The organism is Pseudoxanthomonas sp. G3, from assembly GCF_057654715.1.
The window spans coordinates 3374601-3388517 of record NZ_CM172805.1 but is presented as its reverse complement, the minus strand read 5'-3'; the positions used below and the strand labels follow the sequence as shown (position 1 = coordinate 3388517).

General features: G+C 67.4%; 13 protein-coding genes. 9 read left to right on the top strand and 4 right to left on the bottom strand.

The genetic code is table 11. The features are described from left to right. Positions 1-121: 121 nt before the first annotated feature. Positions 122-505, top strand: coding sequence for a RidA family protein (locus AC23D6_RS16235; RefSeq protein WP_487750245.1), 384 nt, complete (start codon positions 122-124; stop codon positions 503-505). Positions 506-511: 6 nt separating this feature from the next. Here the strand turns inward: AC23D6_RS16235 and AC23D6_RS16230 are convergent, their stop codons facing one another. Then, positions 512-1555 carry an AraC family transcriptional regulator gene (locus AC23D6_RS16230; protein WP_487750244.1) on the bottom strand — a complete coding sequence of 348 codons (1044 nt, stop codon included), beginning with the start codon at positions 1553-1555 and terminating at the stop codon, positions 512-514. Between the two features lie 118 nt (positions 1556-1673). On the opposite strand from AC23D6_RS16230, the gene AC23D6_RS16225 reads away from it, so the two are divergent. The 7 genes from AC23D6_RS16225 (at position 1674) to AC23D6_RS16195 (ending at position 11640) form a co-directional block, all read left to right on the top strand. Further along, complete coding sequence (locus AC23D6_RS16225; protein WP_487750243.1) at positions 1674-2909, top strand: parallel beta-helix domain-containing protein; 1236 nt, start codon at positions 1674-1676, stop codon at positions 2907-2909. Positions 2910-2912: 3 nt separating this feature from the next. Continuing rightward, positions 2913-4094, top strand: a complete 1182-nt coding sequence (locus AC23D6_RS16220; RefSeq protein ID WP_487750242.1) for an SO2930 family diheme c-type cytochrome — start codon at positions 2913-2915, stop codon at positions 4092-4094. A 43-nt stretch (positions 4095-4137) separates the two neighbouring features. Next, on the top strand, positions 4138-6582 hold the full coding sequence (locus AC23D6_RS16215; RefSeq protein WP_487750241.1) for a TonB-dependent receptor: 2445 nt from the start codon (positions 4138-4140) through the stop codon (positions 6580-6582). 86 nt (positions 6583-6668) lie between these two features. Next, a complete protein-coding gene (gene recG / locus AC23D6_RS16210) occupies positions 6669-8774 on the top strand; it encodes an ATP-dependent DNA helicase RecG (protein WP_487750240.1) in 2106 nt (701 codons plus the stop codon). A 68-nt stretch (positions 8775-8842) separates the two neighbouring features. Next, a complete protein-coding gene (locus AC23D6_RS16205; protein WP_487750239.1) occupies positions 8843-9781 on the top strand; it encodes a nucleoside hydrolase in 939 nt (312 codons plus the stop codon). A 74-nt stretch (positions 9782-9855) separates the two neighbouring features. Next, complete coding sequence (locus AC23D6_RS16200; RefSeq protein WP_487750238.1) at positions 9856-10098, top strand: type B 50S ribosomal protein L31; 243 nt, start codon at positions 9856-9858, stop codon at positions 10096-10098. A 252-nt stretch (positions 10099-10350) separates the two neighbouring features. Continuing rightward, the gene (locus AC23D6_RS16195) at positions 10351-11640 is read left to right on the top strand and encodes a citrate synthase (protein WP_487750237.1); all 1290 of its coding nucleotides are present in this window, start codon (positions 10351-10353) and stop codon (positions 11638-11640) included. A gap of 54 nt (positions 11641-11694) precedes the next feature. Here the strand turns inward: AC23D6_RS16195 and AC23D6_RS16190 are convergent, their stop codons facing one another. Next, positions 11695-12192, bottom strand: coding sequence for an isochorismatase family protein (locus AC23D6_RS16190; protein ID WP_487750236.1), 498 nt, complete (start codon positions 12190-12192; stop codon positions 11695-11697). Positions 12193-12297: 105 nt separating this feature from the next. Between AC23D6_RS16190 and AC23D6_RS16185 the strand changes: the two genes are divergently transcribed. Next, positions 12298-12702, top strand: coding sequence for an Lrp/AsnC family transcriptional regulator (locus AC23D6_RS16185; RefSeq protein ID WP_487750235.1), 405 nt, complete (start codon positions 12298-12300; stop codon positions 12700-12702). On the opposite strand, the gene AC23D6_RS16180 is transcribed toward AC23D6_RS16185, so the two are convergent. Together AC23D6_RS16180 and AC23D6_RS16175 are read right to left on the bottom strand one after the other, a co-directional pair. Next, positions 12635-12895, bottom strand: coding sequence for an aldo/keto reductase (locus AC23D6_RS16180; RefSeq protein WP_487752663.1), 261 nt, complete (start codon positions 12893-12895; stop codon positions 12635-12637). The two genes, AC23D6_RS16185 and AC23D6_RS16180, sit on opposite strands and share 68 nt — an antisense overlap. A 280-nt stretch (positions 12896-13175) precedes the next feature. Continuing rightward, the gene (locus tag AC23D6_RS16175; RefSeq protein ID WP_487750234.1) at positions 13176-13829 is read right to left on the bottom strand and encodes a hypothetical protein; all 654 of its coding nucleotides are present in this window, start codon (positions 13827-13829) and stop codon (positions 13176-13178) included. Positions 13830-13917 lie beyond the last annotated feature (88 nt).

Below are 13917 nucleotides of genomic sequence, written 5' to 3'. Positions count from 1 at the left end.
TTTTCTGTAGAGCGGAGCTTGCTTCGCTGCTCTTCTTCCCCGGAGCGAAGGGCAGTCGAGCAAGCTCGACTCTACGGCGACCGGCACACCATTGATTCATCCCCTCGTCGAGGAACCCCGCATGTCCAAGCAGATCATCCACACCGACCGCGCGCCGGCGGCCATCGGTCCCTATTCGCAGGCCGTGCGCGCCGGCAACACCGTCTACTTCTCGGGCCAGATCCCGCTCGATCCGGCCACCGGCAACCTCGTCGACGGCGACATCGCCGTGCAGGCGCGTCGCGCGTTCGACAACCTCAAGGCCGTCGCCGAAGCCGCAGGCGGTTCGCTGGACCGGATCGTCCGCCTGGGCCTGTACCTGACCGACCTGTCGCAGTTCGGTGCCGTGAATGCGGTTATGCAGGAATACTTCGCCGCACCGTATCCCGCGCGCTCGACCATCGAGGTGTCGGGCCTGCCGAAGGGCGCCGCGTTCGAAGTCGACGCGGTGATGGTGCTGGAGTAAGTGCGTCTAGCCGACGGGGCCCGGCAACCGGGCCTCGCTCGGCGTGTGCCCGGTCCAGCGCTTGAAGGCGCGACGGAACTCACGCACGTCGGTGAAGCCGATCTGGCTGCCGACCGCCGCGATGGTCAGGTCCGGGTCCTGCAGCAACTCGAGCGCGCGCTCTGTGCGCACCCGGTCGTGCACCGCGCTGAAGCTCGTGCTCTCTTCGGCCAACTGACGGCGCAGCGTGCGTTCGCTCAGGTGCAGGGCCGCAGCGACATCGGTCATCTGCGGGTTCTCGCGCAGGCGCGGGCGCAGCTGGCGTTCGACGGCCGCCGTGGTCTCGCCGCGCAGCGACATTGCCGCGAGTTGTGCCTGGCACAGCGACAACGCCTGCCGCGAGGTGACCGGGTTGTAGCTGGCGAACGGCAATTCCAGCCAACGGCGATCCACGACCATCGCGTGCTGCGCCTGTTCGAAGCGGATCTCGCAGCCGAACAGGTCGCCATAGCGCGCGGCATAGCGTGGCGCGGGATAGCCGAGCTCCAGGCGCAGCGGGCGGAACTCCGGGCCGGCCAGTTCGCGCGCCAGCATCAGCGTGCTGGCAAACATCTCCTCGCAGAGGAAGGGCAGCAGGTCGGCCGCTTCTTCCGGGGCGGTGGCGACCACCGCGAGTGCGCCGTCGTCGCGATCCTGCAGGTCCAGGTCCATCAGCGGGCCGAGGTTGCGCTGGTACTCCAGCCCGATCTGCACGGCATCGCCGAAGGTGGGTGCGGTCTTCATCGCCAGGCCAAGCAGGCCGAAGTTGCCGCCATTCTGTTTTTCGCCCATGGCCAGGCCCACGCCATCGATGGGCAAGGTGGGCAGGGCGCGACGGATGATCTCGCTGGCCTGCCGGTAGGACACGCGGGCCTGCGGGTCGTGGATCTCCTGCACGTTGAGGCGCATGCCGGAAAACCAGCTTTCGGTATTCACGCCGAATTCGCCGGCCAGCAGCACCAGGCCGCACAGCATGTTGGTGGGCAGGTTGGCGACCGACAGGCGGTGGCCCAGTCCGGTTTTCCAGCGCATCGCAGCCTCTCCAGCTTGTCCGCTTTCCCCCCCTTAGTATGCCGCTCCCGCCCTCCGTGTCACACATGCTGGCGCACCAGACTGGCCGTCACTACGCGAGCGTATGGGAGGAAGACGCATGCAGCGCCACATTTCCTGGGTGATGGTCGGCGCGCTGGCGCTGGGAGCGACCGGTTGCCAGCCCAAGGCGCCCGAGACGGCCGCGGTGCCGGCTGCCGACGCCAGCTTCGCCACCACCCTGCAGGAGCGCCTGCTGGACGCCAAGCCCGGGGATGTCATCGAGATCCCGGCCGGCCGCCACCAGTTCGACCGCAGCCTGACCTTGCGTGCAAGCGGGGTGACGATCCGCGGGGCCGGCATGGACAAGAGCGTGCTGAGCTTCAAGGGGCAGAAGGCCGGCGCCGAGGGTCTGCTGGTCAATGGCGACGACTTCACCATCGAACACTTGACCATCGAGGATTCCAAGGGCGACGGCCTGAAGATCAGTGAGTCATCCAACATCACCGTGCGCGGCGTGAAGGTGCAGTGGACCGGTGGACCCAGCACGAAAAACGGCGCCTACGGCATTTATCCCGTGCTGACGAAGAACGTGCTGATCGAGGACACCGTCTCCATCGGCGCGTCGGACGCGGGCATCTACGTCGGCCAGTCCGACGGCGTGATCGTGCGTCGCAGTCGCGCCGAGCAGAACGTGGCCGGCATCGAAGTGGAGAACACCCTCAACGCGGACGTCTACGAGAACGTGGCCACCGGCAATACCGGCGGCATCCTCGTCTTCAACATGCCGGGACTGTCGCAGCAGGGCGGCAACATCCGCGTCTACAACAACAAGGTCATCGCCAACAACCACGAGAACTTCGGCGCCAAGGGCACGCCAGTGGCCAGCGTGCCGGCCGGGTCGGGCATCGTCATCAACTCCAACGACGACATCGAAGTCTTCGGGAACGAGATCCGCGACAACGCGACCGCGAACATCATCGTCTCCAGCGTGTACTCGACCGGCTACAAGGACAGCAGCGCGTCGCCGAACTTCGATCCGTACCCGGAACGCATCTACATACATGGCAACACGCTGTCCGGCGGTGGCGATTCGCCCGACGGCTTCGACCTGAAGGCATTGAAGGTGGCTACCTACGGCCTGCGCGGAAATTTCCCGGACGTGCTGTGGGACGGCTACTTCAACCAGGATCGCGTCGTCGACGGCAACAAGGTCGGCCCGCAGATCTGTCTTCGCGACGTCAGCGGCGTGGTCAACGCCGACGGCCCCGGCGGCTACAAGAACCCCAGCAAGGATGCGAAGGCCCACGACTGCGCGCTGCCCCCGCTGCCCGCGGTCGACCTGAAGCGTGGGTGAGGCATGCGGAAGCCGTACCGGCATGCCTTCCTGCTTGTGATCGCCCTGGTGGGCCTGGCGTTGGCGGCGTGCCGCCCGTCGGCCAACGTGCACTTTTTCGCCGAAGGCCAACCCAGGACGCTGGGCGAGTGGGGCGTGCTCCGGATTGAAGGCGGCAAGCTGCGCCTCAACGAGGGCGTGGTGCCTTACGACCTCAATACGCCGTTGTTCAGCGACTACGCGCACAAGTTGCGCACGGTGTGGATGCCCGAGGGCACGTCGGCGACGTACCAGCCGGAACGGAGTTTCGATTTCCCGGTGGGCACCATCCTCAGCAAGACCTTCTACTACCCGCTGCCCGCGGGCACGGCATGGGACGGCAAATCCGTCGCCCGCACGTCGCCGTCGCAGTCTTCGCTGGAAGGTGAAGCCCTGGACCTATCCAAGGTGCGCCTGATCGAGACGCGCTTGCTGGTGCATCGCGCGGATGGCTGGGTCGCATTGCCCTACGTGTGGAACGAAGCGCAGACCGAGGCCACGCTCAAGCGCACCGGCGAACTGGTGGCGCTGGACCTCGTCGACGGTGACGGTGCGCGCGAGACCGCCGACTACCAGGTGCCCGACCAGAACCAGTGCGGCGGCTGCCACATCACCGACAACAAGTCGCGCAAGTTGCTGCCCATCGGACCGAAAGCGCGCCACCTCAATCGCGATTTCGCCTATGCCCGCGGTCGCGAGAACCAGCTTGCCCATATGGCGCGCGTGGGCTATCTGACCGGCGTGCCGGCCGATGCGCCGCGACTGGCGGACGCGATGGATGTCGCCGCGCCGCTGGACGCGCGCGCCCGCGCCTACCTGGATGTCAATTGCGGCCACTGCCACAGCGCCACCGGTCCGGCGATCACGTCCGGGCTCTGGCTGGATGCGCACACGCAGGACCGCCTGAAACTGGGCTTCTGCAAGCAGCCGATCGCGGCGGGCAAGGGCACCGGCAATCGTTTGCACGACATCGAGCCGGGCAACGCCGCCGCTTCGATCTTCGAGTTCCGCATGGACAGCGACGACCCGGCGATCATGATGCCGGAGCTGGGTCGTTCGGTGGTGCACCGCGAGGGCGTGCAGCTGATCCGCGACTGGATCAACGCGCAGCCGGGGAGTTGCGACGTCGCGGCAGGGGAATCCGTGAACATGCTGCCGGCGCGGTGAGGCCGGCTTTCGCACAAACGCTTCTTGGGAGGGAGTGATGAACGTGACGCAACGAAATCTGGTGGTCGGGCTGCGGCGCGCGCTGTTCGGCGGCTGCGTGGTGCTGGGGACGGGCGGCACGGCATGGGCACAGTCGACCCCGCAAGGTGAGCAGGACGCCACCAACCTGGACACCATCGTCGTCACCGCGCAGAGCCGCCAGCAGGAACTGCAGGACGTGCCGATCGCGCTGCAGGTCGTGGACCAGCAACTGCTCGACGACGTGGCGGCGGACAACCTGGGCGACATCGACGCCTTCGTGCCCGGCCTCGTGGTCGACGCGGTGCAGCCCACCCAGCCGTCGTTCCGCCTGCGTGGCGTGGAGACCAGCGACTTCGGCATCGGCACCGATCCGGCGGTCGGCGTGTTCGTCGATGGCGTGTACGGCGGTCGCGGCGGCGGCGTGCTGCTGCCGTTCGTCGATGTCGAGCGGATCGAAGTGCTGAAGGGGCCGCAGGGCACGCTCTTCGGCCGCAACACGGCCGCCGGCGCGATCTCGCTGGTGACCCGTCGTCCGCAGGACGAGACCGAAGCGCGCCTGCGCCTGCGCTTGGGCAACTATGGCAAGCAGTACGCCGACGCCATGTGGAACATCCCCACCAGCGACAACTCGGCGCTGCGCTTCAATGCGCTGTTCAACCACAGCGACGGCTGGTTCCAGGACGGCGCCACCGGCAAGGACCTCGGCGGCGAGAATGTCTGGGCCACGCGTGCCGCATGGCAGGTGGGCCTGGGCGAGAACACGACGGCGCTGATCAGCTGGGACCACGAGAGCCTGGACCAGAACGGCCGCGTGACTACGGGAATCGTGCCGCTGCCGGCGTATCCGCAGCGGCCGCCGGTGCCGGTGGACCCGGACGATTACCTCGATCCGCGCGACATCCCGACCTACAGCGACGCGACCAACGCGGAGTGGCGCACCTTCGACGGCGTCACCCTGATCCTGGACCACGCTTTGAATTGGGGTCACCTGACCTCGACCACATCCTGGCGCCAGTACGACTCGTTGAACCAGACCGAGGAGGACGGCACCAACCGCGCCGACCTGTACATCGACTCGGTCAACACCGAGAGCAACGAGACCTTCTACCAGGAGTTCAAGTTCGCCGGCAGCAACGCGCGGCTGGACTGGGTCGCCGGCGCCAGCTTCTTCAAGGAAGACGCCGACCAGACCAGCGAGGTGAACACCAATACCGAGGCCGTGGACAACATCGTCCGCAACCTTGGCATCGCGCCCACGCCGGACGGTAGCCTGTTCGGCTTCACCTCGCTGCTGGCGCAGATGGCCGGCATTCCGGTCTCGCTGGTCGGCGACCGCTGGAACGAGCGCTTCACCAACACGCTGTCGACGACCGCCTACGCGGCCTTCGGCGATGTGATCTGGCGCGCCACCGACCAACTCAATGTCACCTTCGGCTTGCGCTACACCCGCGACGAGAAAGAGTTCACCTGGCTCAACACGCCGCGCAACGCGCCGGAGCTGGAAGCCAAGCTGGCCTTGCTGGAGTCGCTGGGCTTCTTCGATGCACTGGCGCAGATGGGCATTCCGATCACCCGCGAGACGCTGACGTTCGACATGGCGTTCATCGATCCGCCGGCGATGGTCAACAAGGGAGTGCTGGTGCGCGACAAGCGCAGCTGGAGCGACTTCAGCCCGCGCTTCGTCGTCGACTATCACGTCAACGACAAGACGATGGTGTTCGGTTCGCTGGCCAAGGGCTACAAGGCCGGCGGCTTCAACGCGCTGCAGATCGGCCCGGCGTTCGAAAACGAGGATGTGTGGAATGCGGAGGTCGGCATCAAGCAGTCGTTCGGCCGCTTCTCCTACAACGCGTCCCTGTTCCACTACCGCTATGACAACCGCCAGTCGATCCGCCTGATCGATCCGGATCCGAACAACCCGGTGGACATCCCGCGCTTCGTGTTCGATACCGGCGACCTGGAGGCCATGGGCATCGACTTCGACATGCGCTGGAAGGTGACCGATGCCTTCACCCTGGACGCCCAGGCCGAATGGATCGATTCCAAATACAAGGACTACGTGACGCCTGAAGGCGTGGACCTGGACGGTGAACCGACGGGCGAGCCGCGCTTCACCGCGTCGGTCGGCGCGGCCTACAGGATGAGCCTGGGCGACAGCGGCGACCTGCGCTTCTCCGCGCGTCATGCTTACCGCGGGCGCACGCGCTGCAATGCGGGCTCGGACCTGCAGGGCGACTGCGGCGTGAACGCGCTGCTGGACATCGGTGAGCCGCGCGAACGCACCGATGTGCGGGTCGGCTGGACATCGCCGCAGGGCACCTGGAGCTGGGCGGTCTACGGCAACAACGTCTTCGACAATCAGTATGTGAAGGGCCTGAACACCTATGGTCGCGGTCCGCTGGGCGTCGTGGGCGCGACCATCAGCGAGCCGCGCACCTACGGGATGGAAGTGGCCGTGAAGTTCTGATCCGCGCGGCAACGCGTTGGACGTGGGCCCCGGCATCGTGAGATGCCGGGGTTTTTGTTTGCCGCCGATCCCGGCATTCTTGTGCGATGCCCGTGCGTCGCAATGTCCCCGTCGTCGATCTCTCCGCCGAACCCTTGAGCCGCCTGCCCGGCGTCGGCCCGCGCGTGGCCGAGAAGCTCGCCGCGCGCGGCCTGGTGACGATGCAGGACCTATGGCTGCACCTGCCGTTGCGCTACGAAGACCGCACCACGCTGACCCCGATCCGGCTGCTGCAGCCGGGGGTGCCGGCGCAGGTGGAGGGGCGCGTGGAGGCGGTCGAGCGCGGCTTCCGTTACCGCCCCGTGCTGCGCGTCGCGGTCGGCGACGAAGGGCACGGGACGCTGGTCCTGCGGTTCTTCCATTTTCGTGCGGCCCAGGTGGCCCAGTTCACCGTGGGCACGCGGATCCGCTGCTACGGCACGCCGAAACCCGGCCAGCATGGGCTGGAAATCATCCATCCCAGCTACCGCGTGCTGAGCGAGAGCGACGAGGCCGCGCTCGGCGAAGCGTTGGATCCGGTGTATCCCGCCGTCGAGGGCCTGGGGGCGGCGACGATACGCAAGCTCATCGGCCAGGCGCTGGAGCGGCTCCCCGACGCCGATGCGCTGGAGGTGCTGCCGGCGACGCTGCTGGAAGGGCTGGGCCTGCCCTCGTTGCGCGACGCCCTGCTGACCATGCATCGCCCGCCGCGCGATGCGGACGTGGCGGCGCTCGCGCTGGGCACGCATCCGGCCCAGCGCCGGCTGGCGATCGAAGAACTGCTCGCGCATCACCTGAGCCTTCGGCGCCAGCGGTTGGCATTGCAACGGCATCGTGCGCCGGCATTGAAGGGGAAGGGCGCGTTGGCCAAGGCGCTGGCCAAGGCGCTGCCGTTCGCGCTGACCGGCGCGCAGCAGCGCGTGTTCGCGCAGATACGCGAAGACGTCGCCCGGCCTTCGCCGATGCTGCGGCTGGTCCAGGGCGACGTCGGCAGCGGCAAGACCGTGGTGGCGGCGATGGCGGGCATGTTGGCCGTGGAAGCGGGCAAGCAGGTCGCGTTGGCGGCCCCTACGGAGCTTCTGGCCGAGCAGCACCTGGCCAACCTCAGGGCATGGCTTGAGCCGCTGGGCGTGCGCGTGGCGTGGCTGGCCGGCAAGGTGACCGGCAAGGCGCGCGCGCAGGTGCTGGCCGAGGTGGCGTCCGGCGAGGCGCAGGTCGTCGTGGGCACGCATGCGTTGATGCAGGAAGCGGTGGTCTTCCACGATCTCGGGCTGGCCATCGTCGACGAACAGCACCGCTTCGGCGTGCACCAGCGCCTCGCGCTGCGCGACAAGGGCGCCGGCCGCGACCGCGTGCCGCACCAGCTGGTGATGACGGCCACACCGATTCCGCGCACGCTGGCGATGGCGGCCTACGCCGACCTCGATGTCTCGGCCATCGACGAGCTGCCGCCGGGGCGCACGCCGGTGCAGACGGTCGCGCTCAGCGCGGAACGGCGCCCGGAACTGGTGGAGCGCATCCGCGCGGCCTGCGCCGAGGGGCGCCAGGCCTACTGGGTCTGCACGCTGATCGACGACAGCGACGATGTCGTCGCGCAGGCGGCGCAGACCACGTTCGAAGCCCTGTCCGCCTCGTTGCCAGAGCTGCGCGTCGCCCTCGTGCATGGGCGCATGAAGGCGGCCGACAAGCAGGCCACGATGCGCCGCTTCAAGCAGGGCGAGGCCGACCTGCTCGTGGCTACCACCGTCATCGAGGTCGGCGTCGACGTGCCCAACGCCTCGCTGATGATCATCGAGAACGCGGAACGGCTCGGCCTGGCGCAGCTGCACCAGTTGCGCGGGCGGGTGGGGCGCGGTGCGACGGCGTCTTCGTGCGTGCTGATGTACCAGCCCCCGCTGTCGATGATGGCCAAGCACCGGCTGGCGACCATGCGGCAGACCAACGACGGTTTCGTCATCGCCGAGAAGGACCTGGAACTGCGCGGTCCCGGCGAGTTGCTCGGCACACGGCAGACGGGCCTTGCGGCCTTCCGCGTGGCCGACCTCGCGCGCGATGCAGGCCTGCTGCCGCAGGTGCATGCCTTGGCGGAGCGCTTGCTGGCGGAAGATCCGGCCTCCGCGGATCGGGTGATCCATCGCTGGGTCGGTGGTGCGGCGCGCTACGCCTCGGCATGATGCGCCGCGCCTTCCGCTGGTCATCCATCGATGCGAGACTCGACCCCCGATAGAGGAAGCGAAGAACGATGACGGACAAGATTCCCCTGCTGATCGACACCGACCCCGGCGTCGACGACGCACTCGCCCTGCTGATGGCGTTCAACGACGCGCGCCACGAGATCGTTGGCCTCACCATCGCCGCCGGCAACGTGGGCCTGCAGCACACCGTGCGCAATGCGCTAAAGCTGTGCGAAGTCGCGGGCCGCGACGACATTCCCGTGTTCGCGGGCGCGCCGGCGCCGTTGCTGCATCCGTCGCCCGACGCCGGTTATGTGCATGGGCAGGATGGCTTCGGCGACGTCGGCTTCGTGCCGGCAGCCAAGCAGGCCGAGGCCGAACACGCCGCGCTGGCGATCCTGCGCCTGTCGCACGTGCATGCGGGGCGGCTGGTGTTGGTCGCTCTGGGCCCGCTGACCAACATCGCGCTGGCGCTGAAGCTGGACCCGACCCTGCCGCAGCGCGTGGCGCGCTTCGTCGTGATGGGCGGTGCGGTCACCTGCCACGGCAACATCACCCCGGCGGCGGAGTTCAACTTCTACTTCGACCCCGAGGCTGCGCACCTCACCCTGCAGGCGTTCGAACGCTACGACCTGGCCGACTGGGAAGCGACGATCGCGCATGGCCTGCCGCACGACCAGGTCGACGCCTGGCTGGCCGCCGACAGCGAACGGGCCCGGTTCTACGCCCGCATCTCCGAAAAGACGCGGCTGTGGTCGGCCGACCGCCGCGGCGACCACTGGTTCGCCGCCGATGCCCTGGCCATGGCCTTCGTGCTCGCGCCGGAGGGCGCGTTGGAGCTGGCCGAGCGCCCGCTGGCGATCGAACTCCAGGGCCAGCACGCCCGGGGCGCCTCGGTGGTCGACTGGCGCCGGGAGAGCGGCCGGCCGGACCAGGCCAAGATCCTGCTCCGCTACGACCAGGCCCGGTTCCAGGACCTGATCCGGGCCGCACTGGCGGCCGGTTGAGCGCCCGGTTGCGCCGGGTGGGAAGGGCGGGCTACAATGCCGCTCTTCCATTCCCGCTACACGGTGTGCCCGCCATGAAGGCCGACATCCATCCCGATTACCGCGAAGTCGTCTTCCACGACGTGACCTCCGATTTCAAGTTCCTGACGCGCTCCACGCTGGGCACCAAGGAAACGACGAAGTGGGAAGACGGCAACGAATACCCGCTGATCAAGGTCGAAATCTCCTCGGCCTCGCACCCGTTCTACACGGGCAAGCACAAGGTCATCGACACCAGCGGCCGCATCGACAAGTTCCAGAAGCGCTACGCGCGCTGATCGAACGTCGTCCGTCGTACCCGTCCGGCCGCGCCTCGTGCGCGGCCGTTCGCGTTTGTGCGGCGGGGCCGCGTGCCCGGAACAGTCGGTTGCGCCGGCGGCCTCATTCTTTGGTCTGACTTTGGTGCGCTATCGAGCGACGGCTCCAGAGTCGCTGTGCGATAATTCGGTCATCCAAGGTTCACTCCCTGGACTCCCGTCACGCGCCGTCCGGATCTCTGGCCGGCGTTACCCCACGAAGGAGCGCACACTGTGTCCGAACTTGACCAGGTCACGCTGAATGCCGGCGACAAATCCGTCGTCCTGCCCGTCCTCAAGCCCACGCTTGGCAACGACTGCGTCGACATTTCCAAGCTGACCAAGGAAACGGGTCTTTTCACCTACGACTCCGGTTTCACCGCCACCGCGAGCTGCAAGTCGGCCATCACCTACATCGATGGCGACAATGGCGTGCTGTTGTACCGCGGCTATCCCATCGAGCAGCTGGCCAAGCACTCCAGCTTCCTGGAAGTCTCGTACCTGCTGATGAACGGCGAACTGCCGACCCCGCAGGAGTTCGCCAAGTTCGAGCATGAAGTCACGCATCACACGATGATGCACGAGTCGCTGAAGAACTTCCTGCACGGCTTCCATTACGACGCGCACCCGATGGCCATGCTGGCCGGCACGGTCGCCTCGTTGTCGGCGTTCTACCACGACACGCTGGATCTGGAAGACCCCGAACAGCGCCGCCTGGCCGCCATCCGCCTGCTGGCGAAGATGCCGACCCTGGCCGCCGCTGCATACCGCTACTCGATCGGCTGGCCGATCCGCTACCCGCGCAACAACCTCGAGTACGTCGACCGTTTCCTGCACATGATGTTCGAAGTGCCGAGCGAGCCGCTGGAACTCAATCCGGTCGTCGCCAAGGCGCTGGACCTGCTGTTCATCCTGCACGCCGACCACGAGCAGAACGCCTCGACGTCGACGGTGCGCCTGGTCGGTTCGACCGGCGCGAACCCGTACGCTTCGGTCGCCGCGGGCATCACTGCGCTGTGGGGCCCGGCGCACGGCGGCGCCAACGAAGCCGTGCTGAAGATGCTGGAAGAGATCGGCACCCCGGACAAGGTCGAGACTGCCGTGGCCAAGGCCAAGGACAAGGAGTCGGGTTTCCGCCTGATGGGCTTCGGCCACCGCGTCTACAAGAACTTCGACCCGCGCGCCAAGATCATCCGAGAGATGACGCACAAGGTGCTGGGCGAACTGGGCGTGGACGATCCGCTGCTGGAAGTGGCGATGAAGCTGGAAGAGGCCGCGCTGAAGGACGAGTACTTCATCCAGCGCAAGCTCTACCCGAACGTCGACTTCTACAGCGGCATCATCTACAAGGCGCTGAAGATCCCGACCGAAATGTTCACCGTCATGTTCGCCATCGGCCGCACCGCGGGCTGGGTGTCGCACTGGCTGGAACAGCAGGTCGATCCGGAAGCGAAGATCGGCCGTCCGCGCCAGATCTACACGGGTTACGCGCCGCGCGACTACGCGCCGAACGACAAGCGCTGATTGCGCCCCGCGTTCGACAGAAGGCCCCGCAAGGGGCCTTCTGCGTTTGTGCCATCACGCATCCTGGACGATCGCGACGCGGGTCGAGAGTGCGTGCAGCGCGAAGCCGTGGAGGGTCGCGTCCACCGTCGTGGCGCAGTCGGCCAGCACGCTGACCTCATAGCGGGCCGCATCGGGAGACACCGCGGTGAACGCCACGCAGTTCTGCGTCATCATCCCGGCGATCCGCAAGCGGGTGACGCCGGCCTCTTCCAGCAGGCCGCCCAGCGTCGTCCGATGGAAGCTGTCGGCGAACTGCTTCACCACCACAGGCGCCTCGGGCGCGGCGGCCAGGATGCGCGGGTGGATCGCGACGCCGTCGCTGCCGGCCTGGAAGAAGCCTTCGGCGGATGCGGATACGTGCTGGACCAACACGACATGCTCGCCGCGTGTCCGCGCGCGTGAGATGGCGGCCACCGTGGCATCCAAGACCTGTTCCGTGTTCCAGAGCGGATACGCGCCGCCGGGAAAGTAGTCGTTCTGTACGTCGATGATGATCAGGGCGGTGCTCATGATTTACCTTGGTGGGACGGGATGCGGGCATGCTAGGCACGCCTGCGGTCGCGGTGAATTGCAGTCCGCAAGAATCCGTACCGTTCTGCTTGAGGATTGGAAGACATGCCCCTGGACAAGATGAGCCGCAGCATCCTCGCGCATCTGGAACGCGACGCCCGCGCGTCCTGGCAGGCGCTCGGTCGCCAGGTGCACCTGACCGGGCAGGCGGTGGCGACCCGCGTGCAGCAGATGGTCGACGACGGCACCATCCGCCGCTTCTCCGTCGTGCGCGGCGACCTCCGGCGCTACTTCATCACCGTGTTCATGGACACGCCGCGATTCGAAGCGTTCGAAGCCTTTCTTCAGGCCCGCGAGGACGTCGAGAGCGCAAGCAAGATCGCGGGCGAAGGCTGCTACCACGTCGTCCTCGCCTGCGAGGAAGAGGCGGCGCTGGACGCCTTCACCCAGGCGTTGCTGGCGTACGGCCGCTATAAGGTGGCCAGCGAGATGCGCCGCGTGAAGGACTGAGCGACCGCCGAAGGCTGCCTTCGACCGACTGCAGCAACGCCTTGCGACTGTTGCCGGTGTCCTGCAGGCCCGCGTCGGCACGCGCGCCGAACGAGTACTTGGTCGCAAGTACGAGCGCGTCGCGCTCGCTGACCATGAATTCGCCAGCCATCTCTTCGGATTGCCCGAACTGGTCCTGGTCGGCGGTATCGATGAAATTGCCACGCGCCTCACGGTAGCCCGCATAGATGCGATGCGCCTCGTCCCGGTCGGAACCCTAGCCCCATCCTTTGCCGAAGTTGCCCGTGCCCAATGCCAGCGCTGCCACGCGCAGGCCCGGTGTTGCCGCAGACGCGACAGCGCATGCGTGCTCTCCCGGCGGAGCGTCTCAAGGCGCGGCGCGTCGGGATCGCAAGCGTCAGTGGGTGCGTGCGGCCGATAGGGTCTTGCATGGGGGTGCGTTGCGCCCGGCGTGACGCGCGCGGCGCAGGACCTCAGCGCGGGAAGTCGGATTCGTAGCCGGCGATTTCCTCGTCCGCCAGCAGCTGGCGCAGCTGCACGGCCGAGGCGCGCCGCATCGGCTTCTCGTCCACCGAGGACAGCGGCGCCTGGCGCAGGGCGTCATGCGGCAGCACGGTGACATCGAAGCTGAGGTCTTCGGCGCTGAACACCCAGACCGGCACGTCGGCCACGCGCTCGCGGTCCATGCGCAGGCGGCGCGTACGGGCTTCGGCCGGAACGCGATGATCTTCGAGGAAGCGGGTGACCGCATCCGGATCGTCGCTGTGGACGTGCAAGTGCACCGGCGAGTTGCCGTCGGCCGTGCCGTCCAGCACCGCGCCGACCAGGCGCGGCGAGAACGCGGCGAGGAATTCCATGGCTCGCTGCGCGGCCTCGCGCCGGCGCCGCAGGCCCTCGGCATGCGCCTCGCCGACGAACAAGCGTTGATAGGTGCGCAGCGCGTCTTCGATCTCGCGATTCCGCGGGAGCGACGCGTCATCATGGATGCCGAGCCGGCTGGCGGCCTTGAGCTTGGCCTGGTGGAAGTCACGGATGCCGCCTTCCGCCATCAGGCGGGCGGCCTCATGCGCCAGTCGCTGGCGGCGCTCGCGGGTGCGGGTTTCGGCGTGCTGACGGGCGTGGTGCATGGCAGGCCTCCGCGTCGAAACTGGACCCGACTGTACACCATGACCCTCGAATGTCCATGACGGCATCGTGGTGCCGTCATGGCGCCTT

Excerpts from the sequence above, each read along its gene's own strand:
- AC23D6_RS16190 (WP_487750236.1), bottom strand. The coding sequence starts at position 12,192 with ATGAGCACCGCCCTGATCATCATCGACGTACAGAACGACTACTTTCCC.
- AC23D6_RS16230 (WP_487750244.1), bottom strand. The coding sequence starts at position 1,555 with ATGCGCTGGAAAACCGGACTGGGCCACCGCCTGTCGGTCGCCAACCTG.
- AC23D6_RS16200 (WP_487750238.1), top strand. The coding sequence starts at position 9,856 with ATGAAGGCCGACATCCATCCCGATTACCGCGAAGTCGTCTTCCACGAC.
- AC23D6_RS16225 (WP_487750243.1), top strand. The coding sequence starts at position 1,674 with ATGCAGCGCCACATTTCCTGGGTGATGGTCGGCGCGCTGGCGCTGGGA.
- AC23D6_RS16185 (WP_487750235.1), top strand. The coding sequence starts at position 12,298 with ATGCCCCTGGACAAGATGAGCCGCAGCATCCTCGCGCATCTGGAACGC.
- AC23D6_RS16205 (WP_487750239.1), top strand. The coding sequence starts at position 8,843 with ATGACGGACAAGATTCCCCTGCTGATCGACACCGACCCCGGCGTCGAC.
- recG (WP_487750240.1), top strand. The coding sequence starts at position 6,669 with ATGCCCGTGCGTCGCAATGTCCCCGTCGTCGATCTCTCCGCCGAACCC.
- AC23D6_RS16235 (WP_487750245.1), top strand. The coding sequence starts at position 122 with ATGTCCAAGCAGATCATCCACACCGACCGCGCGCCGGCGGCCATCGGT.
- AC23D6_RS16220 (WP_487750242.1), top strand. The coding sequence starts at position 2,913 with ATGCGGAAGCCGTACCGGCATGCCTTCCTGCTTGTGATCGCCCTGGTG.
- AC23D6_RS16175 (WP_487750234.1), bottom strand. The coding sequence starts at position 13,829 with ATGCACCACGCCCGTCAGCACGCCGAAACCCGCACCCGCGAGCGCCGC.